Genomic DNA, 21,331 nt, shown 5'->3' on the forward strand with positions numbered 1-21,331 from the left:
TCCTGCCGCACCGCCTGTCGCGGATGTGAAAATGAGGAGACTGACATGGGAGTGTGTCAGACGTCCTTACGCATGCCGGCTTCCATCGCCTGGAGCTTTGCCATGCTCTCCATTGCCTGCCGGTAATGCTGTTTCGTCTCTTCCTCTGGGTCCATCGCGTCGATCTCATCGCGGATCTTCGTCATGTTCTTGATGAGGTCCGCTCTCACTTCACGTGCCTCCGGCGACTTGTCGATGCCATTGAAGATGTCCATCTCACAGGTCTTGCCCAAATCGATGCGTGATTGCAGCGTCTGCCAGGCTTTTCCCATCTGGCCGGCGCGTCGTGCCTTGACGACTTCCTCATGGTGCTCGGCGAGACGGGGCTGGTTGTCCGCGTGGAGTTTGTCGAGTTCCGTACGTGCCTGTTTGAGTTCCTGCTGCGCTTGTTCGATTTGTTGCATGAATGCTTCGAATTCCACGGATGCCATCTATGTTTCCTCTCGTTATGCCAGTCGTTGCCTTATCGGTGGGGACTCAGCGCGCGCCAAAGACCGCGCCACCGGATTCCTCCTTCCTCTGGCCCCGCGTCCCGTCCAGAGCATCGTTGATACCCTCTTGCAATGAATCCCCGAAGTCCTCGATGGCATCCTGCCCACGATCGTAGAATTCGTTGTAGGTCTTCTGCCACGCATCGCCGCTCTCCCGCCGATTCTCCTGCCGTTGATCGGTGATGCGGTAATTGGCTTCATTGCGGGCATCGTTGGCCGCCGTGCGGTCCGCAGAGCGCTGATCAAGGTTGTCTGCTATCCCATGCCCCCCAAAGGCATCGAACATGTCCGAGAGTCTGTCATCCACAAAATTGGCAGCTCCGGTTGTGACGTTGTTCCAGCCGCGCCGAATGTCCTGTCCGCGATCGGTGCCCCAGTCCCATACCGCTTGGCCAGCATCGTAGAGGACATTACCGCCCCATTGCTGTGCGTCACCAAGCGCACGCTGAACGCCCTGCGCGCCATCGAACAACCCATTGCCGAGGAGCTGTCCGCCATCCACGAGAGTGTCACCGGCCCATTCGATGCCATCCCAGACTTTTTCGCCAAACTTGCCCAAGCCGTTCCCAAAACCTGACACCGCGTCTTTGAGACCGGCACCCGGATTCGTAATGAACGCGGCACCCTTGATCATGTTCTGCGTGGAAGCGCTCAGCGGTGCTCCGGATGTCAGGTTGCATTCGGACAGTGCGCTCATCGACTGGTCATACGCGGTACCGAAATGCGCAAGGCAGTTGGCGAAGGTCCTTGCCGTTGCCAGCATCTGCTGGAGTCGGTCGCTAACGGTCGTGATGAGGTTCGTGACGGCGTCAATCGCCTTATGGGTGTCCCACGCCCCCTTGAAGTAACCGATCACCGGAATCGAGATGTCCGCCAATACGCTTGCGAGCAGATTGGCGATCTCCTGCAATGTACTCATGATGAAGTCGAACGTGTCCTCGGCGAGTTTGGCGAGCTTCCGCATACCTTCCGCCCCTTCCTGGCAGGGCGCGACGCCGGCTTGCATCGCCTTCGCGAGCACATCGTTGTCTTTCTTGAACTCGTTGGATGCGTTGCCACTCCAGCTCGTGCCATCCCCCACGGCGTTGGAGACCGCTGTGATGGCGGATGCGGTCTGCGTCAGATTGGCCGCGAGCGCGTCCCAGCGTTCGGCGGTCGTCGTCATCGCATCCCAATCGCCGCTGAATGGTTTCTTGATCCATTCATCGATTGGGCTGTAGCCGAACAGGCCTTCGAATATGCCGTCGACCGCCGAGATGATCGCACCTCCGAGTTGGATGCCGGATTGGATCCGCTCGTTCAGTTCGGAAACGGTTTTGGCGTCGCCTACGAGTTTGCGCAATGTTGACGAGCCGGTCGCCACTTGGGTGCCTCGTGCCGTCAATACGTTGGTGCTCAATGCAGGGGATGTCATGGTATGGTCCTTCTGTCCGTATATGTCTCGTTACCGCATCGTGTGTTCAGATTGCGGTGCTGATGCCTTCGCGCTCAGGAAGGCGCGTGATGTCTCGGTCAAGGAAGAGCGCCTGGAGCTCTTCGGGACTGCGTCCGAGGGGGTCGTTGCTGGCGATCTGTTCCCATGCGGCCGCCATGGCGTTCTGCTGTGCCTGCGCCCGTGCCGCGGCTGATTCGCCGACGCGCATGACAGCGTCATAATCACCGTCATTATCGAAGTCCACTGCGGCGAACTGGCTGTCGCCTTCCTCATAGACGCTGATCCGCGAATCAGCGGCCATGTCCGGCGTCATCGCGAGGTCATTGATGCCGTCATTGTTTGCGTCCAATGTGAAGGTGGACGCGTCCTTCGGCTGCATGCCGTCTGGCAACGGTATCGCCGTTGTGTCCGTATCGGTTTTACTCAAGCGAATCGAACCGTCCGCCTCCATGACCGCATGCGTGTTGCCATCGGTGAGGTTGAGCGAGTATTCATCCTGTGCGTCACCGCTGACGTCCAGCCCAATCGTATTGATGCCGTCGCGCGGATTGCCTGGACGCCCGTCGATTCCGGTTCCGTCCATGCCTGTCAGCCCGTCACTGTCTGTCTTGGTGGAGCCATCGGTTCCGGGTGCCGTACCGGCGCCACCATCCGCAGTGGATGCGTCTCGATCGGGTGGGATGGTTCCTGTACCCGGATTGACGCTGCCTGCTGTGCGGTCGTCGCCAGTGGAGCCGTCCTCCGCTCCCATGTCCGCACTGTCGTTGGCCGTCGGTGTTCCCGATGCCGTACCGGCTCCGGATGCATCCGCATCAATCGTTCCGGTGCCTTGTGACACGGATCCTTCATACCGGTCGTCTTCCTGCGCATCATGGCCTGTACCACCGCCGGATGCGCCACCGCCGGCGTAGCCGCCTCCACCTGATCCTCCGGAGACGCCACCGCCGACGGATCCACCGCCGCCACCGCCGACGGTACCGCCTGCACCGCCATTGCCGCCCTGGGGGTCTCCGAGCTCGTCAAGCTTGTCATCGATATCATCGAGTTTGTCTTGAATGCTTTTCAGATACTCGATGATGGCGTTCTCATTGTTGGTGAAGTCCTGCTGGGCTCCGTTGATCGCACCCTGCAGATAGGTGAGCACCTGGCCGATATTGCTCAGGTACCCTGATGTGCATTCCTTGGCCGACATATACATCGGACGGAACATCTGCAGCACAAGGCCGAAATTCGGGTCCTCATTCTGGTTGAATGCGCCTGTCGTCGCCATGAATTCATGTGAGGCCGAACCGTATTGTGCCTGCAACCCTTTCAGATCACTGCATTCAATGTTGATTACGTCTGCCACTATGCCACTTCCTTATCTTCCGGTGAGGGTCCGTTGATCATCGAGTTGAATGATCCTATGCCCGGTCTTGTTGGGCGATGAAGTCGAGAATCGTGTCATGGACGTCCACGATCGATGACATCAATGTTCCCGAAGACTGCTGCTGGTTGCTGATTGCATGCTCGTTCGCCTGCACCTCGAGGCTGAATGCCAGACTATCCACAGCCGAAGCGACTTTGGCCACTGCCGCCTGCTGATCCTGCTCGGTCGTCTCGAAGTCGACGATGATCTGTTCAAGTGCCTTCGCATAGTTCGACAGTGTCGTCTTGAGGTTCTCACGCGACTGCCGGTAGTTCTCATGCATCTGTTGAATCTGCTCGTCGAGATCCTGCCCGAAGAACTCCGGCGACGTATGGGCAGCCGGCTGCCATCGCGCGTTCCGCGTACGGTCAATGTCCTCGCTGAGATGTTGCAGTTTGCGCACCATCTCGCGGTCCTGTTGCGGATCGATGTTGATTTCATCCACCATTGGTCATGCTCCTTCCATGTTGTGGGTGAAATGGTCGCCACCGGTCATGCATCTTCGGCGGTCCGGCGGTGGCCCGCCATGTTGCCGATCGGTGTCGGGCTGAACTCCTCATCATCTTCGATGACGGGCGCCACATAACCGAGCAGTTGTTTCTTCTTCTTGTCACCACCGGCGCCACCGGCCCCCGTGCCACCCATCATCGCGGGATTGGCGCGTCCGTTCGCGCCCGTGGCGGCATTTGTCGCTGCGGCGTTGTTCTGCAATCCCGCAGCAAGGCCTTGCGCGCCACGGATTGACGATGCTGGTGTGATTGTGGCCGTGACCGGATTGTTCGCATAGAACGAACCGACACCACCGGCGGCACCTACTGACCCCAGACTGCCACCCATACCTGCGGCGCCCATGGTGGAGCCGGCCATAGCCGAGGACATTGCTCCTGCGCGTCCTGCGATGCCCGCCGCGGCGGCACCGGTGGCCGCTACACCGGTGCCGGATGCGACCGAAGACAGATTCGATACGCCTTGCGTACTGTAGCTGTCGACGTCGACGCCTTTCGCATCGGTGCGCACCCATGCGTTCTTGTCGGGATCATACCGGTATGTACCGTTCTCATCCCATTCATACAGATAGTTGTCATCGTCATACTGGTAGTCGCCGTTGGAACCATTGGAACCGTTGACGCCACCTGTATAGCGTCCGTCATATCCGGTCGAACCATTGGTACGGTGGGCACTGCCTTGCATCGATCCGGACGTGGCAGATCCTCCGGACGCGCCAGTTGCATGCGACCCTCTCACCGCGGCGGAGCCACCCGTCGTGCCTCCGGAAGCATTCGCCGAAGTAGCTGACACCGAGACATTCGTATGTCCTCCACGGCTCGCCACTGCGCCTGCGCCCACAGCCGCCGCGGCTGCAACTGCCGCCGCGCCACCTCCCCAAGATTGCGGATTATCGGAAGAGGACCCTCCCTGCCCTCCTCGCGGGATATTAAAACGAGACCAATCTATTTCTATATTAACATTAAGAGGTATATCCACAACCGGAATCACCTCAGGCGCTTTCGGATCTGTATATCCAATGCTCTCCTGTATACTTTCATACTTTTCTCTCGCCTTATCCTCACGGTGGCTGGACATCAATTGAGAGATGAGATTCACACCGGCGATTCCCATGACACCCGTCAACGTTCCCAGACCCGGTATCGCGACATTCAATGGCTCAGTAGTATCCATAATCTGTTGCTCCTGGGCTGCATTGAGCCGGTCCCCCGGCAACATAACCGCATTAGCCTCATCTATACCGTTATTATATGCGCATATCGCTTGTCTTATATTTTTCACATACAGTTCATTTTTAGAACGGCCTGCATCTATTACATCCCTTATCTTCATCGCCGTTTTATACATCCCACTCTGCGCAGCACACTTAAACACCCCAGGCTGCATCATCCATGAACACATGTTATCAATCCTCTCCCGCAGCACCAGCAACATTGCCTGACAATTTTTCACATTGTCGACGATATCATCTTCATCCCAATGATCAGTTTGCGCAATTCTCGCAAGCCGACCCTCGTATGACCCCACCGACGCTTCACCAAACTCTAACATCATGCTCCTTTCATGGATTAATATACACAATAGTTTATAAAAAGCGATGACACGTTACTTTTAATTCGATGAACCAAATCTTCTTTGATTCTCTATATTATCGTTAATAGGTGAATGTGCTTCATACTCGTTTCTGTTTCTTCGGGAAAGCAAGCATGCAACGACGATGAGCGCGACCACAGCCGCGACGCCAGCGCCGACCGCAAGCCACAGCCACACACCAGTCGATGACGAAGAAGACGATGACGATGCGGACGAAGCCTGCGCATTGCCCTCGGAGCCCACGGCACCGGAACCACTCTCCGAGCCCGCCAACGACGACAAGGATGTCTGGCCGGTGCGTGTGGCTGAGTACTGCATGCAATCGGCGCCGCCATCGGCACGGCACCGCTCCACCCTCGCCCACGCGTCTTTCTGACGCTCATACTCCTCACCCACCAACGACGCCTCACGCTGCACATCGATATGGGAACTGCCATCCAGATCAAACACCTGCGTGTTGGCGATCTGATGGTCACCCCAACCCGAACGGTCCGTATACATGCCCTTCGTCTCCTCATACTTCTCGCTGTTGACCACCGCGGCCTCCAACAACGGATTGATGTCCGGATACTGCGACGGGTCCACAGCCAACAGTTTCGGCAAATCGATCACACCGAACCCCGAACGAAGCTCCTTGTCGAACACCGGCTCACCGGACGTGTTGCCCTGCGTGTGATGCACCACCGACTGCAACACCTGATTACCCGTCGCATCCGGCCATTTGCTCATCACCAGCGCCAACATCCCACTCGTGATCGCAGACGCCGCCGACGAACTGTTCGCCCTGCCGTCGGCATCCTTCCCAAGCTCCCGGTCCGCCGTCGTCCCATACCCGTTGATGCCACCGCCTGGCGCCAACAAGGTCACACCACCATCACGACGGTTCGTCCCGCCCGACGCATCCATCGCATTGACCGCCAACGCACCGGGAAAACGATTCGTCTTCGTCGGCTCACCCACATAATCCCTAGGCCCCGAATCCTCCTCGTCATTGCCAGTGCTGGATACAATCACCACACCGGCACGCAACGCCTCGACAAACGCCTCCACCGTCTGCGGACGATACTTCGACTCGAACGACATATTCACAATCCGGTTGCCATCCGCAACCACTCGACGCAGCACTGTCGAAAAATCGACATCATCCCCAACCTCGCACAACGGCGCCATCCCGCCAAGCATCCCATCATTGCTGAACGACATCGGGAAATGCGTCACTCTGGCGTCCTGCGCCACCCCCACCAGACCACGACTGCCGTCATACCCCGAACCATCACCCACAATATATGCGGTCATCTCCGTGCCATGCGTCATATACAAGCCACGATCCCCCGCACGCAGGTCCGGATTCGATACATCCATACGCAACGTCCGATCCTTGTCCATGCACGACGAGCCACCGTCCTTCAACACCAACTTGGACTCCACATGCTTGCCTGCAATCGCCGGATAATCCGACACAATCTGGCTGTCCAATACCGCGACCTTCACACCGTTGCCGGTCACACCCTGACCCCACGCATCCTGCACACCGGTCTTCGTGACATACCAATCACCATCATCCAACTCAACCGCCCACACCGACGGCACAACCGCCAGCGACACCGCCAACACTGCAGCCACCACAGCCAGGCACACGACACGCAACCGCGCCACCACACGAGACAATCCCATCACCAGATCCTTTCCAAAACAGTCAACAACACCAAACATCAACGACCACCCCCAACACCATGCATCCCCGACACATTCGCCGGCATGGACGCAACCGTCGCACACCCACGCCCACGACGCGCAAACAGGCACGCGACGACGATGAGCGCAATCAGGGCTGCGACACCAGCGCCGACAGCCAGCCACAACCACAAATGATTTGACGAGGAGGACGACGGCACAGCCGTCGGCGATGACACGCCATCTCTGGCACCATCAGCTTTAGACGAGGAAGACTGCCCACCAGAGGACGAGGACGATGCGCCTTGGCCGGTGCGTGTGGCTGAGTACTGCATGCAATCGGCGCCGCCATCGGCACGGCACCGCTCCACCCTCGCCCACGCGTCTTTCTGACGCTCATACTCCTCACCCACCAACGACGCCTCACGCTGCACATCGATATGGGAACTGCCATCCAGATCAAACACCTGCGTGTTGGCGATCTGATGGTCACCCCAACCCGAACGGTCCGTATACATGCCCTTCGTCTCCTCATACTTCTCGCTGTTGACCACCGCGGCCTCCAACAACGGATTGATGTCCGGATACTGCGACGGGTCCACAGCCAACAGTTTCGGCAAATCGATCACACCGAACCCCGAACGAAGCTCCTTGTCGAACACCGGCTCACCGGACGTGTTGCCCTGCGTGTGATGCACCACCGACTGCAACACCTGATTACCCGTCGCATCCGGCCATTTGCTCATCACCAGCGCCAACATCCCACTCGCAATCGCAGACGCCGCCGACGAACCACCAGACGTCACACTGGCATTCCTCGCATCACCGCGAGCATAGCCATTGATATCATCGCCAGGTGCCAACAAGGTCACACCACCATCACGACGAGTAGTCACCCCAGACGCATCAACCATGTTCACCGCCACCAATCCCGGGAACCGGTTCGTCTTCGTCGGCTCACCCACATAATCCCGCGGACCCGAATCCTTCGTATTGTTACCCGCCGCGCTCACAATGACCACACCGGCCCGCATCGCCTCGACAAGCGCCTCAACCGCCTCATTATTGTCCTCCGAATGCCACGACATATTGATGACACGATTCCCATCCGCAACCGCCGCACGAACCGTATCACCAAAACCGATGACATTCCCATTGACTTCACATGCCGTCTGTAATCCGAAGAGGTTCGCCACACCAAATGTCATGGGATAATGCGTCGCCTGCGCGTCCTGCGCCACACCCACCAGACCACGACTGCCGTCATACCCCGAACCATTACCCACAATATACGCGGTCATTTCCGTGCCATGCGTCATATACAAGCCCTCCTCACCGGTACGTAGACTCGGATTCGATACGCGCATCGTCCGTGTCCCGTCCGTACTTTTGCACGACGAAGCCCCCTCCCTCAACACGAGCTTCGACGCCACACCTTTGCCTGCAATCGCCGGATAATCCGACACAATCTGGCTGTCCAATACCGCGACCTTCACACCCTTGCCGGTCACACCCTGATCCCACGCATCCCGCACACCGGTCTTCGTGATATACCAATCACCCTCATTCAACTCAACCGCCAACGCCGACGGCACCCAACACAACACCACCGCGCACACAGCCGCCACCGCGCTGCAGAAGGCGGTGCCCCGTTTCCCCTGAGTCAATCGTCCCATCAATCGAATTACTTTCCAATCTCCATCGGCCATAGTTGCTGGACACATAGCACAACAGCCCATCCATACCCGTCACACACAAGGCATCGTGCGTACGATGGTGCGGTGCACACAGTCTCACATACACCGCACCATCATGCATCTCCGATAGTTCCGAGACGCCGTCGCCATCCAATACAGCGGATGACGACGACGCCAGCGTCCCCTCAGAAGCGCGCAGCGGAACGATTGTCCGATTCCACGTACTGGTCAGCGATCTGCTGGGTCGTGGAGGAAATCTGAGCCAGAATCTGATTCATCTCCTGAATCTTCTTGTTCCAATCGGTCTGCGCGCGGTAATACGCCTCTCGCGCAGCGCCATCCCACTGATCGATAAGGGAACGCACTTGCGAATCAAGCGTGTCGAGCTCCTGGCTGATGCCCTTGGAATCATTGGCGATTTCGTTCGACAGCTGACCGACCATCTCCGGGCGAACAGAAATAGAACCTACCATTGGTTTCTCCTCAACTTGTTATGTACTTAGCTATGTACGGTTGTCTTATTTATCGTCAGCCCAAAAGAGCCTGCAGACGAGAGGTCTGGGACTGGTTGTCCTCTTCGTTCGCCGCCTGATCCTTCGCGGTGCCACGAATGTTGTCGCGCAGATCATTGAGGATGTTGTTCAGTTGATTGGCTTTCCTCTGCCACTCCATCATCAGCGCGTTGTACGATGTGGCCGCATCGCCTTTCCAGAACGAGCCAAGCTCCGCCATCTTGCTTTCGATGTCCTTGATGTGATGATCAATGCCGACCCTCGCATTCTCCACCGCTACAGCGCCCTTCTCAAGCGCTCCTTCACCAGCCGCGATTTTTTCTGCCATGCTTTTCCTCCACATTCAGCAGGTTGGTTGATACAGCACTGCCATTTGCATTGCGCTTACACCCCTACGAGAAACCTGTCCTCATTGGCACTAGCGAGAGCGAACCCAAACCGCAGATTGCCTCAGTATATCGAACACATAACACCAATCATGCCACTTTCTCCACACAATGCCCGTACTATCAGCAGATTCATTGATATTTCTGCGCATTATCACCCATCTCATGTTCGCTCTGCGTATGATTTCCCTGATATGCTATACAATCCCATACATACCGTTGGGGCATATTCACAGGCACCGTCGGCACACAGCCAATATTCACTGCATCCCAATGTGGGATGCAATGTTCGGCTCAACGGGATTCATTGAAGAGGAGAGACAGGGTACATGGACGCCAACGCATACCTACCATTGCCTCAGCCCCCCGCTGCGGGCGACGAGTCAATGGCGCCGCATGCAGACAACATTCTGGAAGACCAGCCTACCGCACTGCAATCCCCCGTCTCGATCACCGTCATGTACAAGAAACGCTCGGTGACCTTGGAGGCCGCGCCGGACATCATCGTCGCTGAACTCCTGCCTGACATCGCACGCCGTCTCGGCGTCCTCGACCCTGCGATCGTCTATGGCGGCTACCGACTCGTCAACGACGAGGACGAAGCGCTCGACCCGGCCCAGACCATCCTCGAGCAATGCATCGCGCCACAACGCCCGTTCACGCTCACGCCAGGCGCACTCGTCGACTCGGATCTCATGTATGACGATGTCGTCGAAGCGGTCGGTTCGAATGTCGGGCAGGTCTACCGCGCATGGACGACCGCCCATACGACAATTACCACATTGATCATCTGCGTCGGTATGCTCGCAATCAGCGCGGTATGCCTCGCCGTCACGCCGGCGTCGGTCATCACCGCATCCATCGGCATCGCGTTCGCCATCATCATGCTCGCGCTGACCGCATTGCTTGACAACCACGGTCTGAAGAACCAAGCCATCATCATCGGATTGTTATCAGGCATCTTCGCGGCCCTCGCCGGTTTCCAAATCATCTCGGCGACATACCAACCGACCACCGCATATGGCATGCCGATGCTCGGTGCATCCGCTGGATTCCTCATCGCCGGAGCTGCCATGACCTTCGCCGCGCCCCATACACGACCCTACGGTTTCGTTCCGGTCATCGTCGGCACGGCGACGCTCATCCCGAGCACCCTCGGAACCTTCTTCCCACAGGCGCTCAAGCCAGCGTGGACCATCACCGCGACGATCGTCGCGCTCATCATCAACGCGTTGCCCTGGATGTGCCTGTCCGTGGCCCGCATCAGCGTACACAGTCCACAATCCGAATCGGAGATCTTCGCACTACCCAAACCCATCGATTACGACGATATCCGCGCCCGATACATCCAAGGATCCACCTATCTGTTCATCGGGCGCATTTCCGTCGCCGCAACGTTGCTCATCTGCACCCCGTATATCATCGGTCTCGGCGGCACCTTCGCCCCCCTCTTGTGCCTGCTCTCCTTCGCCGCGATCCTGCTTGATTCAAGACAGATATACACATTGCGTGAGATGGCAATCACCGTCGGAGCCGCCGGCATCGGCATACTGCTCAGCGTCCTGCTCCTTGCCGCGACACAGCCACAGACGCGTCCCGCACTCGCCATCGGCCTGCTCGTATGCGCGATCGTCGCACTCGTATTCACGTATATCTCACGCCGCCAATCGCTTTTCGTCACACGTGTGACGGACGCGATCGAAATCATATGCGTCCTTGCGTTGCCCCCGCTCACCTACTTCATCATCGCGGCATGACAATCCAGAGGAACCATCATGGCTGACAAGAAAGACCTTGCCGAAGCGCAACGCTACTCACGACGCAGACTCGTCACGGCCTTCACGAGCGGCATCCCATCGGATGTCGAACTCACACCGAAAAAGAACCAGACACCCGTCATCGTCGGCATCGGATTGACGATCATCGCAATCCTCATCGGCATCTTCTACGGATACATGAAACCGGCGTTGCCCGACAACTGGCAGAACAACAAACTCATCGTCGCCAAACACTCCGCGGCACGCTACGTCAGCGTCGATGGAAGACTACATCCTGTTATCAACGCGATCAGCGCACGGCTCATGATCCCGTCTTCCGATTTCGACGTCATCACCGTGGACGACGAACAGCTCGAAGGAATACCGATCGACGCCACCCTTGGCATCCTCGGAGCCCCGGATTCACTGCCCGAGCATGACGGACTCGTGGACGGCGCAGCAACAAGCTGCACCTATGAACAACGCCTGTACAACACTCTCAGCGGCGACAAGAAGAACATCCCGGCGACCAACGAAGCCGTCGTCGCGCATGTAGACGACACGGACTACCTCATCACCGGTACGAAAAGGCACAAGCTTCCCTCGGACGTGACCTCGCGCGACGGATTCCTACGCGCATATGGGATACCACAAACCGCACACGTCGAGACCTCCATCCAATGGCTCAACCTCTTCGAAGCGGGTACAGCGATGCAACGCATCACCATCGACGGCGCATCGGAGCTCAACACCGGCGACATACGGCCCGGCGCGATCGTCATGCAACAGGGCGCCCCATCGGAAGCGCGATACGTCGTCATGGCCGATGGATCGATCAGCCATCTCGACGACGTCGCCTATGCACTGTACGCCATCGGGAAAAGCGACGCCCAACTCGAACCCGTCATGCTGAGCGCGTCGGAATTCCAAAAGCTCACGAACGCGGAGCTCTCGCCGCTACCCGCGGATTGGCCAAGCGCTACGCTCACGACGGCGGACGGCACGAGCGCGATGTGCGCGGTGCTTCCGTTGCAACAAGACGGCGACGAAACGGCTGCGCGGTTCTACACTGATGAGGACATCGCGCGTCAAGCACGTGGTGACGCCGCAAACGCGCAAATGGACGAATCGAACATCACGACGACAATCCATGGCGGGACTGGAGCGCTCATCCGGACCAGCATCGGCGGTGCGAGCGATGCTGGAACCGTATATGCAATCGACGCGACCGGCACCGCATATCCACTTCCCGGCGCTCAGGAAGAGACACTCAAACGGCTCGGTTACACCAATGGGGACGTACACAACGTGCCACGCGGCTGGGTCGACATCTTCCCGACTGGCGTGGAACTGACACCACAAGCAGCCTCAAGCGCACCAGGAGCGAAGAAGCCGGATGTGGAGACAGTGAAGGACCGCGGCGCCGCAGCACAGGTGAACGCATCATGACGCGCGCCACCAGGATCCGGCACCACCTCATGCGCGCGGCCGCAGCGGCCTGCGCGGCCCTAGGCACGATAGGCGCCATCGGGCTCGGTCTACAGGCCACATCCGCCACCGCACGCGCCGAAGAAGGCCAACGCCAATGCCAGGCGGGCATCGAGAACTACATCACCGAGACGCCATGGACGAACACATTATTCAATGTGGAGGCGTTGCATGAGCAAAGCACCGGCAAAGGAGTGACGGTCGCGATCATCGATTCGGGTGTGAGCGTCGACAATCCCCATCTCGTTGACGCCATCGTCGAGGGGACTTCATATGTGCCCGATGACGATTCCCATGGAAAACAGGATGTCTACAATCATGGCACAATCGTCGCGGGCATCATCGGAGCGCGGCGCATCAACGGCTCGTCGCTCGTCGGCATCGCGCCGGACGCGAAGATCATGCCGATCCGCGTCTTCGAAGCGCTACGGCAGGAAAATGGTCAGACGACGGGCGGCCCCGACATGTTCACCATCGCGGAGGGCATCCGCTACGCCGTCGACCATGGTGCGGACGTCATCAACATATCAATGAGCGACACCCATGACGTCCCGGTCGTGAAGGAAGCCGTCGCCTATGCGGACGACCACGGCACACTCGTCGTGGCGAGCGCTGGGAACCGTCTCACATCATCGAGCACCGTGGACGGCATGCGGTATCCGGCGGCATATCCGCAAGTCGTCGGCGTATCGGCCGTGACCAACGAACTCCTATCCACCGAGGACGCAATCCACGGCACGCAGGTCGATGTCGTCGCCCCCGGCGCGAATGTGGCCTCGACAATCCCCAGCGGCATCGACTGCGCATTCAGCGACGGATCATCGACGAGCTATGCAACGGCTTTCGTGAGCGGACAGGCGGCGCTCATCGCCGAACGCTACCCTGACGAGACACCGGCACAATGGAAGCAGCGCATTCTTGCGACTGCGAACCGCGCACACCCCGATGAACGGGACGACGAATACGGATGGGGTGTCATCGATCCGATCGCATCACTCAACGTGGCGCTCTCGGATGACATACGCGGACCAAGCGCGGAAGGCGGCGCCGCGCGTCTGCAAGCCGACCAGACGACGGAACGTGTCACGTTAGTGCCACTGCACGATCCGAATGCACTTGCCAAACGAATCGTCATGCTGATGACGATTGCCACCGTCGTCATATGCGCGACGGCATGGTTGTACAGCCTACGCCGACGTGACAACGCAGACAGTACTCAAGCCTGACGTGCGTGGTAGTGGTAGAGGAAGTGGGGGTGTGATTCAATATGAATCACACCCCGCCTTCCTTACACTAATATATGAATCGAATTATTAAGGGACTTTCGTTCGTCTTGTCAGCCTTCGACAGTTCCAGTGACCGACGTGTTGAACGCGGCGACGTCGCGCGTGCGCTCGGATGCCTCGACATTGCCGCGGACGATGCGCTTGAGCGCGTTGTCCGCGTCCTTGTGCTCGTCGAGCCACGCGTTGCCCGCTTCGACGAGCTTCGCCGGATCGGCGTAGCCCGGATAGAGGCCCTCAAGGAGCGCTTCGGCCATATGGAAGGACTTGTTCTTCCAGATCCATTCGGCCTGCGCGAAGTATTCGTCGACATACGGGTCGGCGAGCGTCTGGCTCGGCGTGCCCGCGAAGCCGCGCGCGACCTCTTCGAGCTGGCTGTTCGTCAGGTCCGCGTTGTGCAACGCCTGATCCCATGCCCACGCCTTCGCGTCGGCGGTCGCGCGCACGGCGCGGGCGCCATAGGCGAATTCGCGGTTCTCGGTCGTGTCGCGGCGCTGGAGTTCGGCGTCGATGTCCTCGTCCTTGATCGCGTTGACGGACGCGAGCGCGCGCACGAGCGACCAGCGGAAGTTGTTGTCGAGTTCGAGGCCTTCGAGCACGAGCGAACCGTCGAGCAGGCCGCGCACGGTGTCGGCGAATGCGTCGTCGCCTTCGACGCCGTAGCTCAGGTAGGCGGACGCGAGCTGGAACTGCATGTCGGAGCCTGCGGGCGCGCGCTTCGCGAGCGTGAGCAGCGCGTTGGCCACATGGCGCGCGATGAGCGTGCGCTTCGCCGGGTCGGTGTAGTGCCATACGGTCGTTGAGAGCGTCGCGAGCGCGTAGCGGAACGTCGTCGATTCGGTTTCGGTCGACAGCAGTTTGAGTGTCGTGTCGATGAAATCGGTCGCGGCGAGTTCGGCGTCACGTGTCATGTCCCACAGCGCGAGCCAGATGACGGCGCGTGTGAGCGCATCGTCGAAGCGGTACAGGTTCGCGAGCGCGAACGCGAGGGAATCGTCGTCGAACCGCAGTTTCGTATAGGTGAGGTCGTCGTCGTTCGCGAGGATGAACGCGGGCTTCGCTTTGCCGGCGGCGGGTACGATCGTCGTCGCGCCGTCGACGTCGAGTTCGATACGGTCGGTGCGCACGATCTTGCCGCTTGCCGCGTCCTCGTTGTAGAAGCCGACGGCGAGGCGGTGCGGGCGCAGCACGGGGTGTGCTTCGGGCGCGCTTTGCGTGAGCGTGAGTGTCGTGATCGTGCCGTCGTCGGCGGTCGCGACGTCGGTCGAGATCGTGTTGATGCCCGATTGCTCCAGCCACTTCTCGCTCCACGTCTTGAGGTCGCGACCGGAGGTCTGTTCGAGTTCCGACAGCAGGTCGTTGAGTGTCGCGTTCGAGTATGCGTGGCGGTACAGGTAGTGGTTGATGCCTGCGAAGAACTTGTCACGGCCGACGTAGGCGACGAGCTGCTTGAGGACGGACGCGCCCTTCGCGTAGGTGATGCCGTCGAAGTTGACGTAGGTGTCGTTGAGGTCGTTGATCGGCGCGACGATCGGGTGCGTCGTGCTCAGCTGGTCCTGGTTGAGCGCCCAGCTTTTCTCACCCGAGCAGAACGTCGCCCATGCGTCGTGCCATTCGGTCGCTTCGGCGGTCGCGAGCGTCGACGTGAACTCGGCGAACGACTCGTTGAGCCACAGGTCGTTCCACCATTTCATCGTCACATAGTCGCCGAACCACATGTGCGCGAGCTCGTGCAGGACCGTCACGACGCGGCGCTCGGCGAGCGCGTCGGTCACCTTCGACGAGAACACGTAGGAGTCGCGGATCGTGACCATGCCGATGTTCTCCATCGCGCCCGCGTTGTATTCGGGCACGTAGATCTGGTCGTATTTCGCGTACGGGTAGGGCACGCCCCACGTCTTCGCGTAGAACGCGAAGCCTTTCTTCGTGATGTCGAACAGGTAGTCGACGTCTTTCGCGAAGTCGTCTTTGAGCGCCTGGCGGCAGTATTGCGCCATCGGGATGGTGCGGCCGTCCTCGTTCTCGTACGTCGTATGCCATTCGGCGTACGGGCCGGCGCAGATCGCGGTCAGGTAGGAGCTCATCGTCGGAGTCGGCGCGAACGTCCAACGCTTCGTCGTTTCGGACGGTTTGCCGGCGAGGGTGCCGTCCATCGTCATCCGGTCGAGGTCGGCGACGGAGGCGACGGGCATGTTCGACGTGACGATCCACGACTTGGGTGCCGTGACGGTGAAATCGAACACGGCTTTGAGGTCGGGCTGGTCGAACACGGCGTAGACGCGGCGCGCGTCCGGCACTTCGAACTGCGAATACAGGTAGACGTTGCCGTCGGAGGGGTCGACGCTCCTGTGCAGGCCTTCACCGGTCGTCGAATAGCGGCACAGCGCGGTGACGGTCACGGTGTTGTGTTCGGCGAGGTCGTTGAGTTGGATACGATCGTCGTCGAAGACCTCGTTCGGGTCGAGTTCGGTCCCGTTGACGGCGACCTTCGTCACTTCGTCGGCGATGAGGTCGAGGAATGTGCTCTCCCCCGGCGTCGCGTCGAATTCGACCGTCGAGGTCGAGACGAACGTCTTGTCGCCCTGTGTGAGATCAAGGTCGACGGCGTAATGGATCGGGTATTGGACGACCGATTTGCGTTCCTGCGCTTCGACGCGCGTAAGGTTGGCTCCTGGCATACTGCTCCTTCACTTCGTTGGTATCGCGCCGCCGGGCGTACGGCGGCGCCGTTCATGGTTCTTCGTGCACGCGGTGCGCGTGGCCGTCAGTTCACGTAGCCTTCCATCGCGTCCATGTCGGCTGCGATGTCGGCGACGACGGGCACGATCATCGGCTTGCGGTGCAGTTCGCGCGCGACCCAGCCGCCGAGCGTGCGGCGCATGATCTGCTGCAGCTTATACGTGTCCTTCGTGCCGGTCATCATCGCATCGCGCAGCTGTTCGACGATCTGATGGCGCACCTTTTCGAATTCCTTCTCGTCCTCGGCGACGGCGTTGAGATACACCTTCGGCCCCGAGACGACCTCGGACGCGTCCGTGTCGACGACGGCGAAGCACGAGACGAAGCCCTCGGAGCCGAGGATACGGCGCTTTTCAAGCTCCTCGTCGGTCAGTTCGCCGACCGAATCGCCATCGACGTAGATGTACCCGCACGGCACCGAGCCGACGATCGCGGCCTTGCCATGGTAGAGGTCGACGACGTCGCCGTCTTCGGCGAGCACGACGTTCTCCGGGTCGATGCCGGTCTTGACGGCGATCAGGCCGTTCGCGACGAGGTGGCGGTTCTCGCCGTGGATCGGCATCGCGTTCTTCGGCTTGACGATGTTGTACATGTACAGCAGCTCGCCCTCGTTGCAATGCCCGGAGACGTGCACGGCCGCATTGTCACGGTTGACGACGCGTGCGCCAAGCTGCACGAGCTTGTTGATGACCTTGTACACGCCGTGCTCGTTGCCCGGGATGAGCGAGCTCGCGAGGATGACCGTGTCGAACTCGTTGATCGTGATGTCGCGGTGGTTGCCGTCGGCGATGCGGCCGAGCGCGGCCATCGGCTCACCCTGCGAACCGGTGCACATGTAGACGAGCTTGTTGTCCGGGTAGTCCTTCGCCTTCTTCAGGTCGATGACCGTGTCCTCCGGCAGGTGCAGGTAGCCGAGGTCGGCGGCGATCGCCATGTTGCGCACCATCGAACGGCCCACAAAGACGACCTTGCGGCCATACTTGTGCGCGGCGTCGACGACCTGCTGCACACGGTGCACATGGCTCGAGAAGCTCGCGACGATGATCTTGCGCGTCGCCGTCGCGAACACCTGGTCGAGCGCGGGACCGATCGACGTCTCCGGCTTGACGAACCCAGGCACCTCGGCGTTCGTCGAATCCATCATCAGCAGGTCGATGCCCTGTTCGCCAAGCTTGCCGAACTCGACAAGATCGGTCACACGGTGGTCGAGCGGCAGCTGGTCAAGCTTGATGTCGCCCGTGTCGATGAGCGAGCCGGCAGGCGTGCGCACGCACACGGCGAGCGCGTCCGGGATCGAATGGGTGACGGTCACGAATTCAAGGTTGAACGGACCAACCTTGAGCTTGTCGCGGCCCTTGACCTCGATCATCTCCGGATCGAGATGGTGTTCCTTGCATTTCGCCTCGACGAAACCAAGGGTGAGCTTCGAACCGATGAGCGGGATGTCCGGACGCATCTTGAGCAGATACGGGACGCCGCCGATATGGTCCTCATGTCCGTGCGTGAGCACAAGCGCCTCGACCTTGTCGAGACGGTCCTTGATGTAGTTGAAATCAGGAAGGATGAGGTCGACGCCCGGCTGCTCCTCCTCCGGGAACAACACACCGCAATCGATGAGCAGGATATGCCCGTTGTATTCGATGACGTTCATGTTGCGGCCGATCTCACCGAGGCCACCGAGCGGCACGATGCGCATCGAACCCTTACGGTACTTCGGCGGCGCGATGCGGTTCTCATCACTCGTGTCCGACGTCGCGAGCGCACGTGTGCGCGCCTTTCTAGCGTCCGACTTCGCGTTCGACTTGCGCGTGCGCGTCGCCTTCTTCGTCGACGCCGATTTCGACGACGTGGACTTCGACGACGTCTTGCGTGTGCGCGTCGTCTTCGCCGTCTGCTCACTGAGCGATTCGACGGCGAGTTCGGCGGCCTCCTGCGCCGTCTGTGTGGTCTTCCTCTTCGATCCACGCACATGCGTGGTTGTTGTTGTCTCTGTCATGGTTCTGTTGTTGGTTTCTCTTACGTGCCGCCCGCCTGTGCGCGCGGCGAGGCTTCATACGATCGTGTCCGGCGCCTGTGTGGATGCGCGACCGGCATCGTTCGGTACGGCGATGAGGCGGGTGGTCATCGGCTCACAATCGTCATTCATTATGCTCATTCTGCTCACAGTGTATCGCCACCGGGAACCGTCGTGGGGCGCCAACGGCGCACTTGCAGCTCATGGCGCAATCACCGTGCGCCAAACTGTGCAACCGGACGGCGCGGACGTGCGTGTGTGGACATGTCTACTGCAGTGGACGATGGCGGACGTGTACGGCGGTGTGCGTCGTGTGACCGCCGACGATATGACAATGCGATTGCACGCGACGCATGCAATCGCACATTGTCGGCGTCCGTTGTGGCGGCGTCCATCTCGGCGGCGTCCGTCGGCTTACGGCGCGACGCTGACGCGTTCAGTCGATTAGGCCGCTCGCCTGCATTCCCGCGCGCACGACCTCGATCTGTTCGGGCGTCGGACCGACGTTCGGCAGACGCATCACGGTGCTATCGAGGACCCCGCGCACATACAGCGCCGCCTTCGCCATGACGGCCTGGAACCCGGTGCCGTTCATCGCGTCGATCGCGGGCGCGATGCGGTTCGCGAGCTCCTGCGCGCGATGGATGTCCCCGCGGTCGAAGGCTTCGGCAAGCTCACGCATCGGATGCGCGGCCGCATGCGCGACGACGGAGATGATACCGACGGCGCCGATCGACAGGAACGGCAGATAGAGCGCGTCATCACCCGAATACCACGTGAGCCCCGTCTCAAGACGCTTGCGGACGGCGCCCGCGATGTCGCCCGTCGCGTCCTTGACCGCCTGAACATGGTCGAGTTCGGACAGATGGCAGTAGGTGTCGAGCGCGATGCGCACACCCGTGCGGCCCGGGACGTCATAGACGATGATCGGTTTGTCTGCGGACTCGTCGACGGCGCGGTAATGATAGAAGATGCCCTGCTGCGACGGGCGCGAATAATACGGGCAGACGACGAGCACGGCGTCCGCGCCCGCCTCCTGCGTCTGCTCGACCATGCGCACCGTATGCGCGGTGTCATTCGAACCGGCACCGGAGATGACGGGGACGTCGACGACCTCCTTGACGGCGCGGACGAGGTCGACTTTCTCATCCATATGCGTCGTCGGCGATTCACCGGTCGTGCCGTTGACGACAAGACCGTCGGCGCCGTCGGCGACAAGCTGTTTCGCGACCGCCTGCGCGGCGTCGTAATCAATCGATCCGTCATCCTTCATCGGCGTGACCATCGCGGGAAGGACACGCCCGAACGGGGCGGGGTCAAGAAGATGCATCGTTCCGTCTGTCATAGCTGCAACGGTACTTGTCGGTTAGGACGCGCGCAGCCGCGCGGATGTGGATGTTCCACGCCCGCGCCGCGATACGCGCGTCGCGATATGCGCGGCGCTGTGAAACATCCGTGGAACGGTGGGATATCGTCGAACTGAATCCGGATATCATCGAACCGGAGAACGTCACAGGTCGAGGAAATGGTCGAGACCGACCGTCAATCCCGGGAACTCATGCGACGCCACTTTGCGCACGGCGAGCAGCACACCAGGCATGAACGAGCCGCGGTCGAAGCTATCGGCGCGGATGACGAGCTGCTCGCCGGCGTTGCCGAACAGCACCTCCTCATGCGCGTTGAGACCACGCAGGCGCACGGCGTGCACATGGACGCCGTTGACGACCTGGCCGCGCGAGCCACCATCGGTCTGCGTATTGTCCGGGACTGCACCGAGCCCCGCCTTCGCACGCGCATCGCCGATGCCCTGCGCGGTGTGGATCGCCGTGCCCGAAGGCGCGTCCACTTTGTCCGGATGGTGCAGCTCGATGACTTCCGCGGATTCGAAATACGGTGCGGCGAGACGCGCGAAATAATCGGCGAGCACAGCGGAGATCGCGAAATTCGGCGCGATGAAGACGCTCTGTCCTTCGCGCGGCGCATTGGCGAGCGCGGCGCGCACCGCGTCGAGCTTGTCGTCGGTCCAACCGGTCGTGCCGACGACGACGTCGAGGCCCTGGCCGACGAGCGTGAGCACATTGCCGAGCGCGACCGACGGCACCGTGAATTCGACGACGACATCGGTGTTCTCGGGCGTGATCTGCGTGAGGTCGTCGCCTGCGTCGAGCGCGAGCGCGAGTTCGGCGTCGGGCGCGGCGTTGACGGCGTCGACGACGTGCGATCCCATGCGCCCCTTGGCGCCTACTACGGAAACCTTGATCATGGTGTCCCCATCTTTCTTTCTCATGGTGAAGTGGATAGGTATGGC

At 60.1% G+C, this 21,331-nt stretch carries 16 protein-coding genes; 3 read left to right on the forward strand and 13 right to left on the reverse strand.

Annotation, left to right across the window (positions count from 1 at the left end; all coding sequences use genetic code 11):
• Positions 1 to 56: 56 nt before the first annotated feature.
• The 9 genes from B1526_RS00505 to B1526_RS00545 form a co-directional block, all read right to left on the reverse strand.
• Positions 57 to 470, reverse strand: a complete 414-nt coding sequence (locus B1526_RS00505) for a hypothetical protein (RefSeq protein ID WP_095614186.1) — start codon at positions 468 to 470, stop codon at positions 57 to 59.
• A gap of 46 nt (positions 471 to 516) precedes the next feature.
• Positions 517 to 1,944, reverse strand: a complete 1,428-nt coding sequence (locus B1526_RS00510) for a hypothetical protein (protein ID WP_133088386.1) — start codon at positions 1,942 to 1,944, stop codon at positions 517 to 519.
• 46 nt (positions 1,945 to 1,990) lie between these two features.
• Entirely contained in the window at positions 1,991 to 3,313 is a 1,323-nt protein-coding gene (locus B1526_RS09205; RefSeq protein ID WP_201260111.1) for a hypothetical protein, read from the reverse strand.
• A 55-nt stretch (positions 3,314 to 3,368) separates the two neighbouring features.
• Positions 3,369 to 3,821 carry a hypothetical protein gene (locus B1526_RS00520; RefSeq protein WP_095614188.1) on the reverse strand — a complete coding sequence of 151 codons (453 nt, stop codon included), beginning with the start codon at positions 3,819 to 3,821 and terminating at the stop codon, positions 3,369 to 3,371.
• 44 nt (positions 3,822 to 3,865) lie between these two features.
• Positions 3,866 to 5,434 (reverse strand): hypothetical protein, encoded by a 1,569-nt coding sequence (locus B1526_RS08940; protein ID WP_133088388.1) that lies wholly within the window; start codon positions 5,432 to 5,434, stop codon positions 3,866 to 3,868.
• A 57-nt stretch (positions 5,435 to 5,491) separates the two neighbouring features.
• The gene (locus B1526_RS00530) at positions 5,492 to 7,186 is read right to left on the reverse strand and encodes a S8 family peptidase (RefSeq protein WP_095614190.1); all 1,695 of its coding nucleotides are present in this window, start codon (positions 7,184 to 7,186) and stop codon (positions 5,492 to 5,494) included.
• Positions 7,186 to 8,823, reverse strand: a complete 1,638-nt coding sequence (locus B1526_RS00535; RefSeq protein WP_157908654.1) for a S8 family serine peptidase — start codon at positions 8,821 to 8,823, stop codon at positions 7,186 to 7,188. The genes B1526_RS00530 and B1526_RS00535 overlap by 1 nt, the downstream gene beginning before the upstream one ends.
• 206 nt (positions 8,824 to 9,029) lie before the next feature.
• Positions 9,030 to 9,317, reverse strand: a complete 288-nt coding sequence (locus tag B1526_RS00540) for a WXG100 family type VII secretion target (RefSeq protein WP_095614192.1) — start codon at positions 9,315 to 9,317, stop codon at positions 9,030 to 9,032.
• 55 nt (positions 9,318 to 9,372) lie between these two features.
• On the reverse strand, positions 9,373 to 9,684 hold the full coding sequence (locus tag B1526_RS00545; RefSeq protein ID WP_095614193.1) for a WXG100 family type VII secretion target: 312 nt from the start codon (positions 9,682 to 9,684) through the stop codon (positions 9,373 to 9,375).
• 444 nt (positions 9,685 to 10,128) lie between these two features.
• Here B1526_RS00545 and B1526_RS00550 point away from each other — a divergent pair, with 444 nt between their 5' ends.
• Genes B1526_RS00550 through B1526_RS00560 form a run of 3 tightly spaced genes read left to right on the forward strand, consistent with a single transcriptional unit; the run spans position 10,129 to position 14,213 of the window.
• Positions 10,129 to 11,499 (forward strand): ubiquitin family protein, encoded by a 1,371-nt coding sequence (locus B1526_RS00550; RefSeq protein WP_235606953.1) that lies wholly within the window; start codon positions 10,129 to 10,131, stop codon positions 11,497 to 11,499.
• A gap of 18 nt (positions 11,500 to 11,517) precedes the next feature.
• A complete protein-coding gene (gene eccB, locus B1526_RS00555) occupies positions 11,518 to 12,948 on the forward strand; it encodes a type VII secretion protein EccB (protein ID WP_095614194.1) in 1,431 nt (476 codons plus the stop codon).
• Positions 12,945 to 14,213, forward strand: coding sequence for a S8 family serine peptidase (locus B1526_RS00560; protein ID WP_095614195.1), 1,269 nt, complete (start codon positions 12,945 to 12,947; stop codon positions 14,211 to 14,213). Before eccB ends, B1526_RS00560 begins: the two co-directional genes overlap by 4 nt.
• 110 nt (positions 14,214 to 14,323) lie before the next feature.
• Here the strand turns inward: B1526_RS00560 and pepN are convergent, their stop codons facing one another.
• The 4 genes from pepN to dapB form a co-directional block, all read right to left on the reverse strand.
• Entirely contained in the window at positions 14,324 to 16,948 is a 2,625-nt protein-coding gene (pepN, locus tag B1526_RS00565; protein ID WP_095614196.1) for an aminopeptidase N, read from the reverse strand.
• An 86-nt stretch (positions 16,949 to 17,034) separates the two neighbouring features.
• The gene (locus B1526_RS00570; RefSeq protein WP_095614197.1) at positions 17,035 to 19,005 is read right to left on the reverse strand and encodes a ribonuclease J; all 1,971 of its coding nucleotides are present in this window, start codon (positions 19,003 to 19,005) and stop codon (positions 17,035 to 17,037) included.
• 454 nt (positions 19,006 to 19,459) lie between these two features.
• The gene (gene dapA / locus B1526_RS00575) at positions 19,460 to 20,368 is read right to left on the reverse strand and encodes a 4-hydroxy-tetrahydrodipicolinate synthase (protein ID WP_095614198.1); all 909 of its coding nucleotides are present in this window, start codon (positions 20,366 to 20,368) and stop codon (positions 19,460 to 19,462) included.
• A 165-nt stretch (positions 20,369 to 20,533) separates the two neighbouring features.
• Entirely contained in the window at positions 20,534 to 21,286 is a 753-nt protein-coding gene (dapB, locus tag B1526_RS00580) for a 4-hydroxy-tetrahydrodipicolinate reductase (RefSeq protein ID WP_095614199.1), read from the reverse strand.
• Between the last annotated feature and the right edge of the window lie 45 nt (positions 21,287 to 21,331).

This window comes from Bifidobacterium criceti (genome assembly GCF_002286935.1).
Taxonomy (GTDB): domain Bacteria; phylum Actinomycetota; class Actinomycetes; order Actinomycetales; family Bifidobacteriaceae; genus Bifidobacterium; species Bifidobacterium criceti.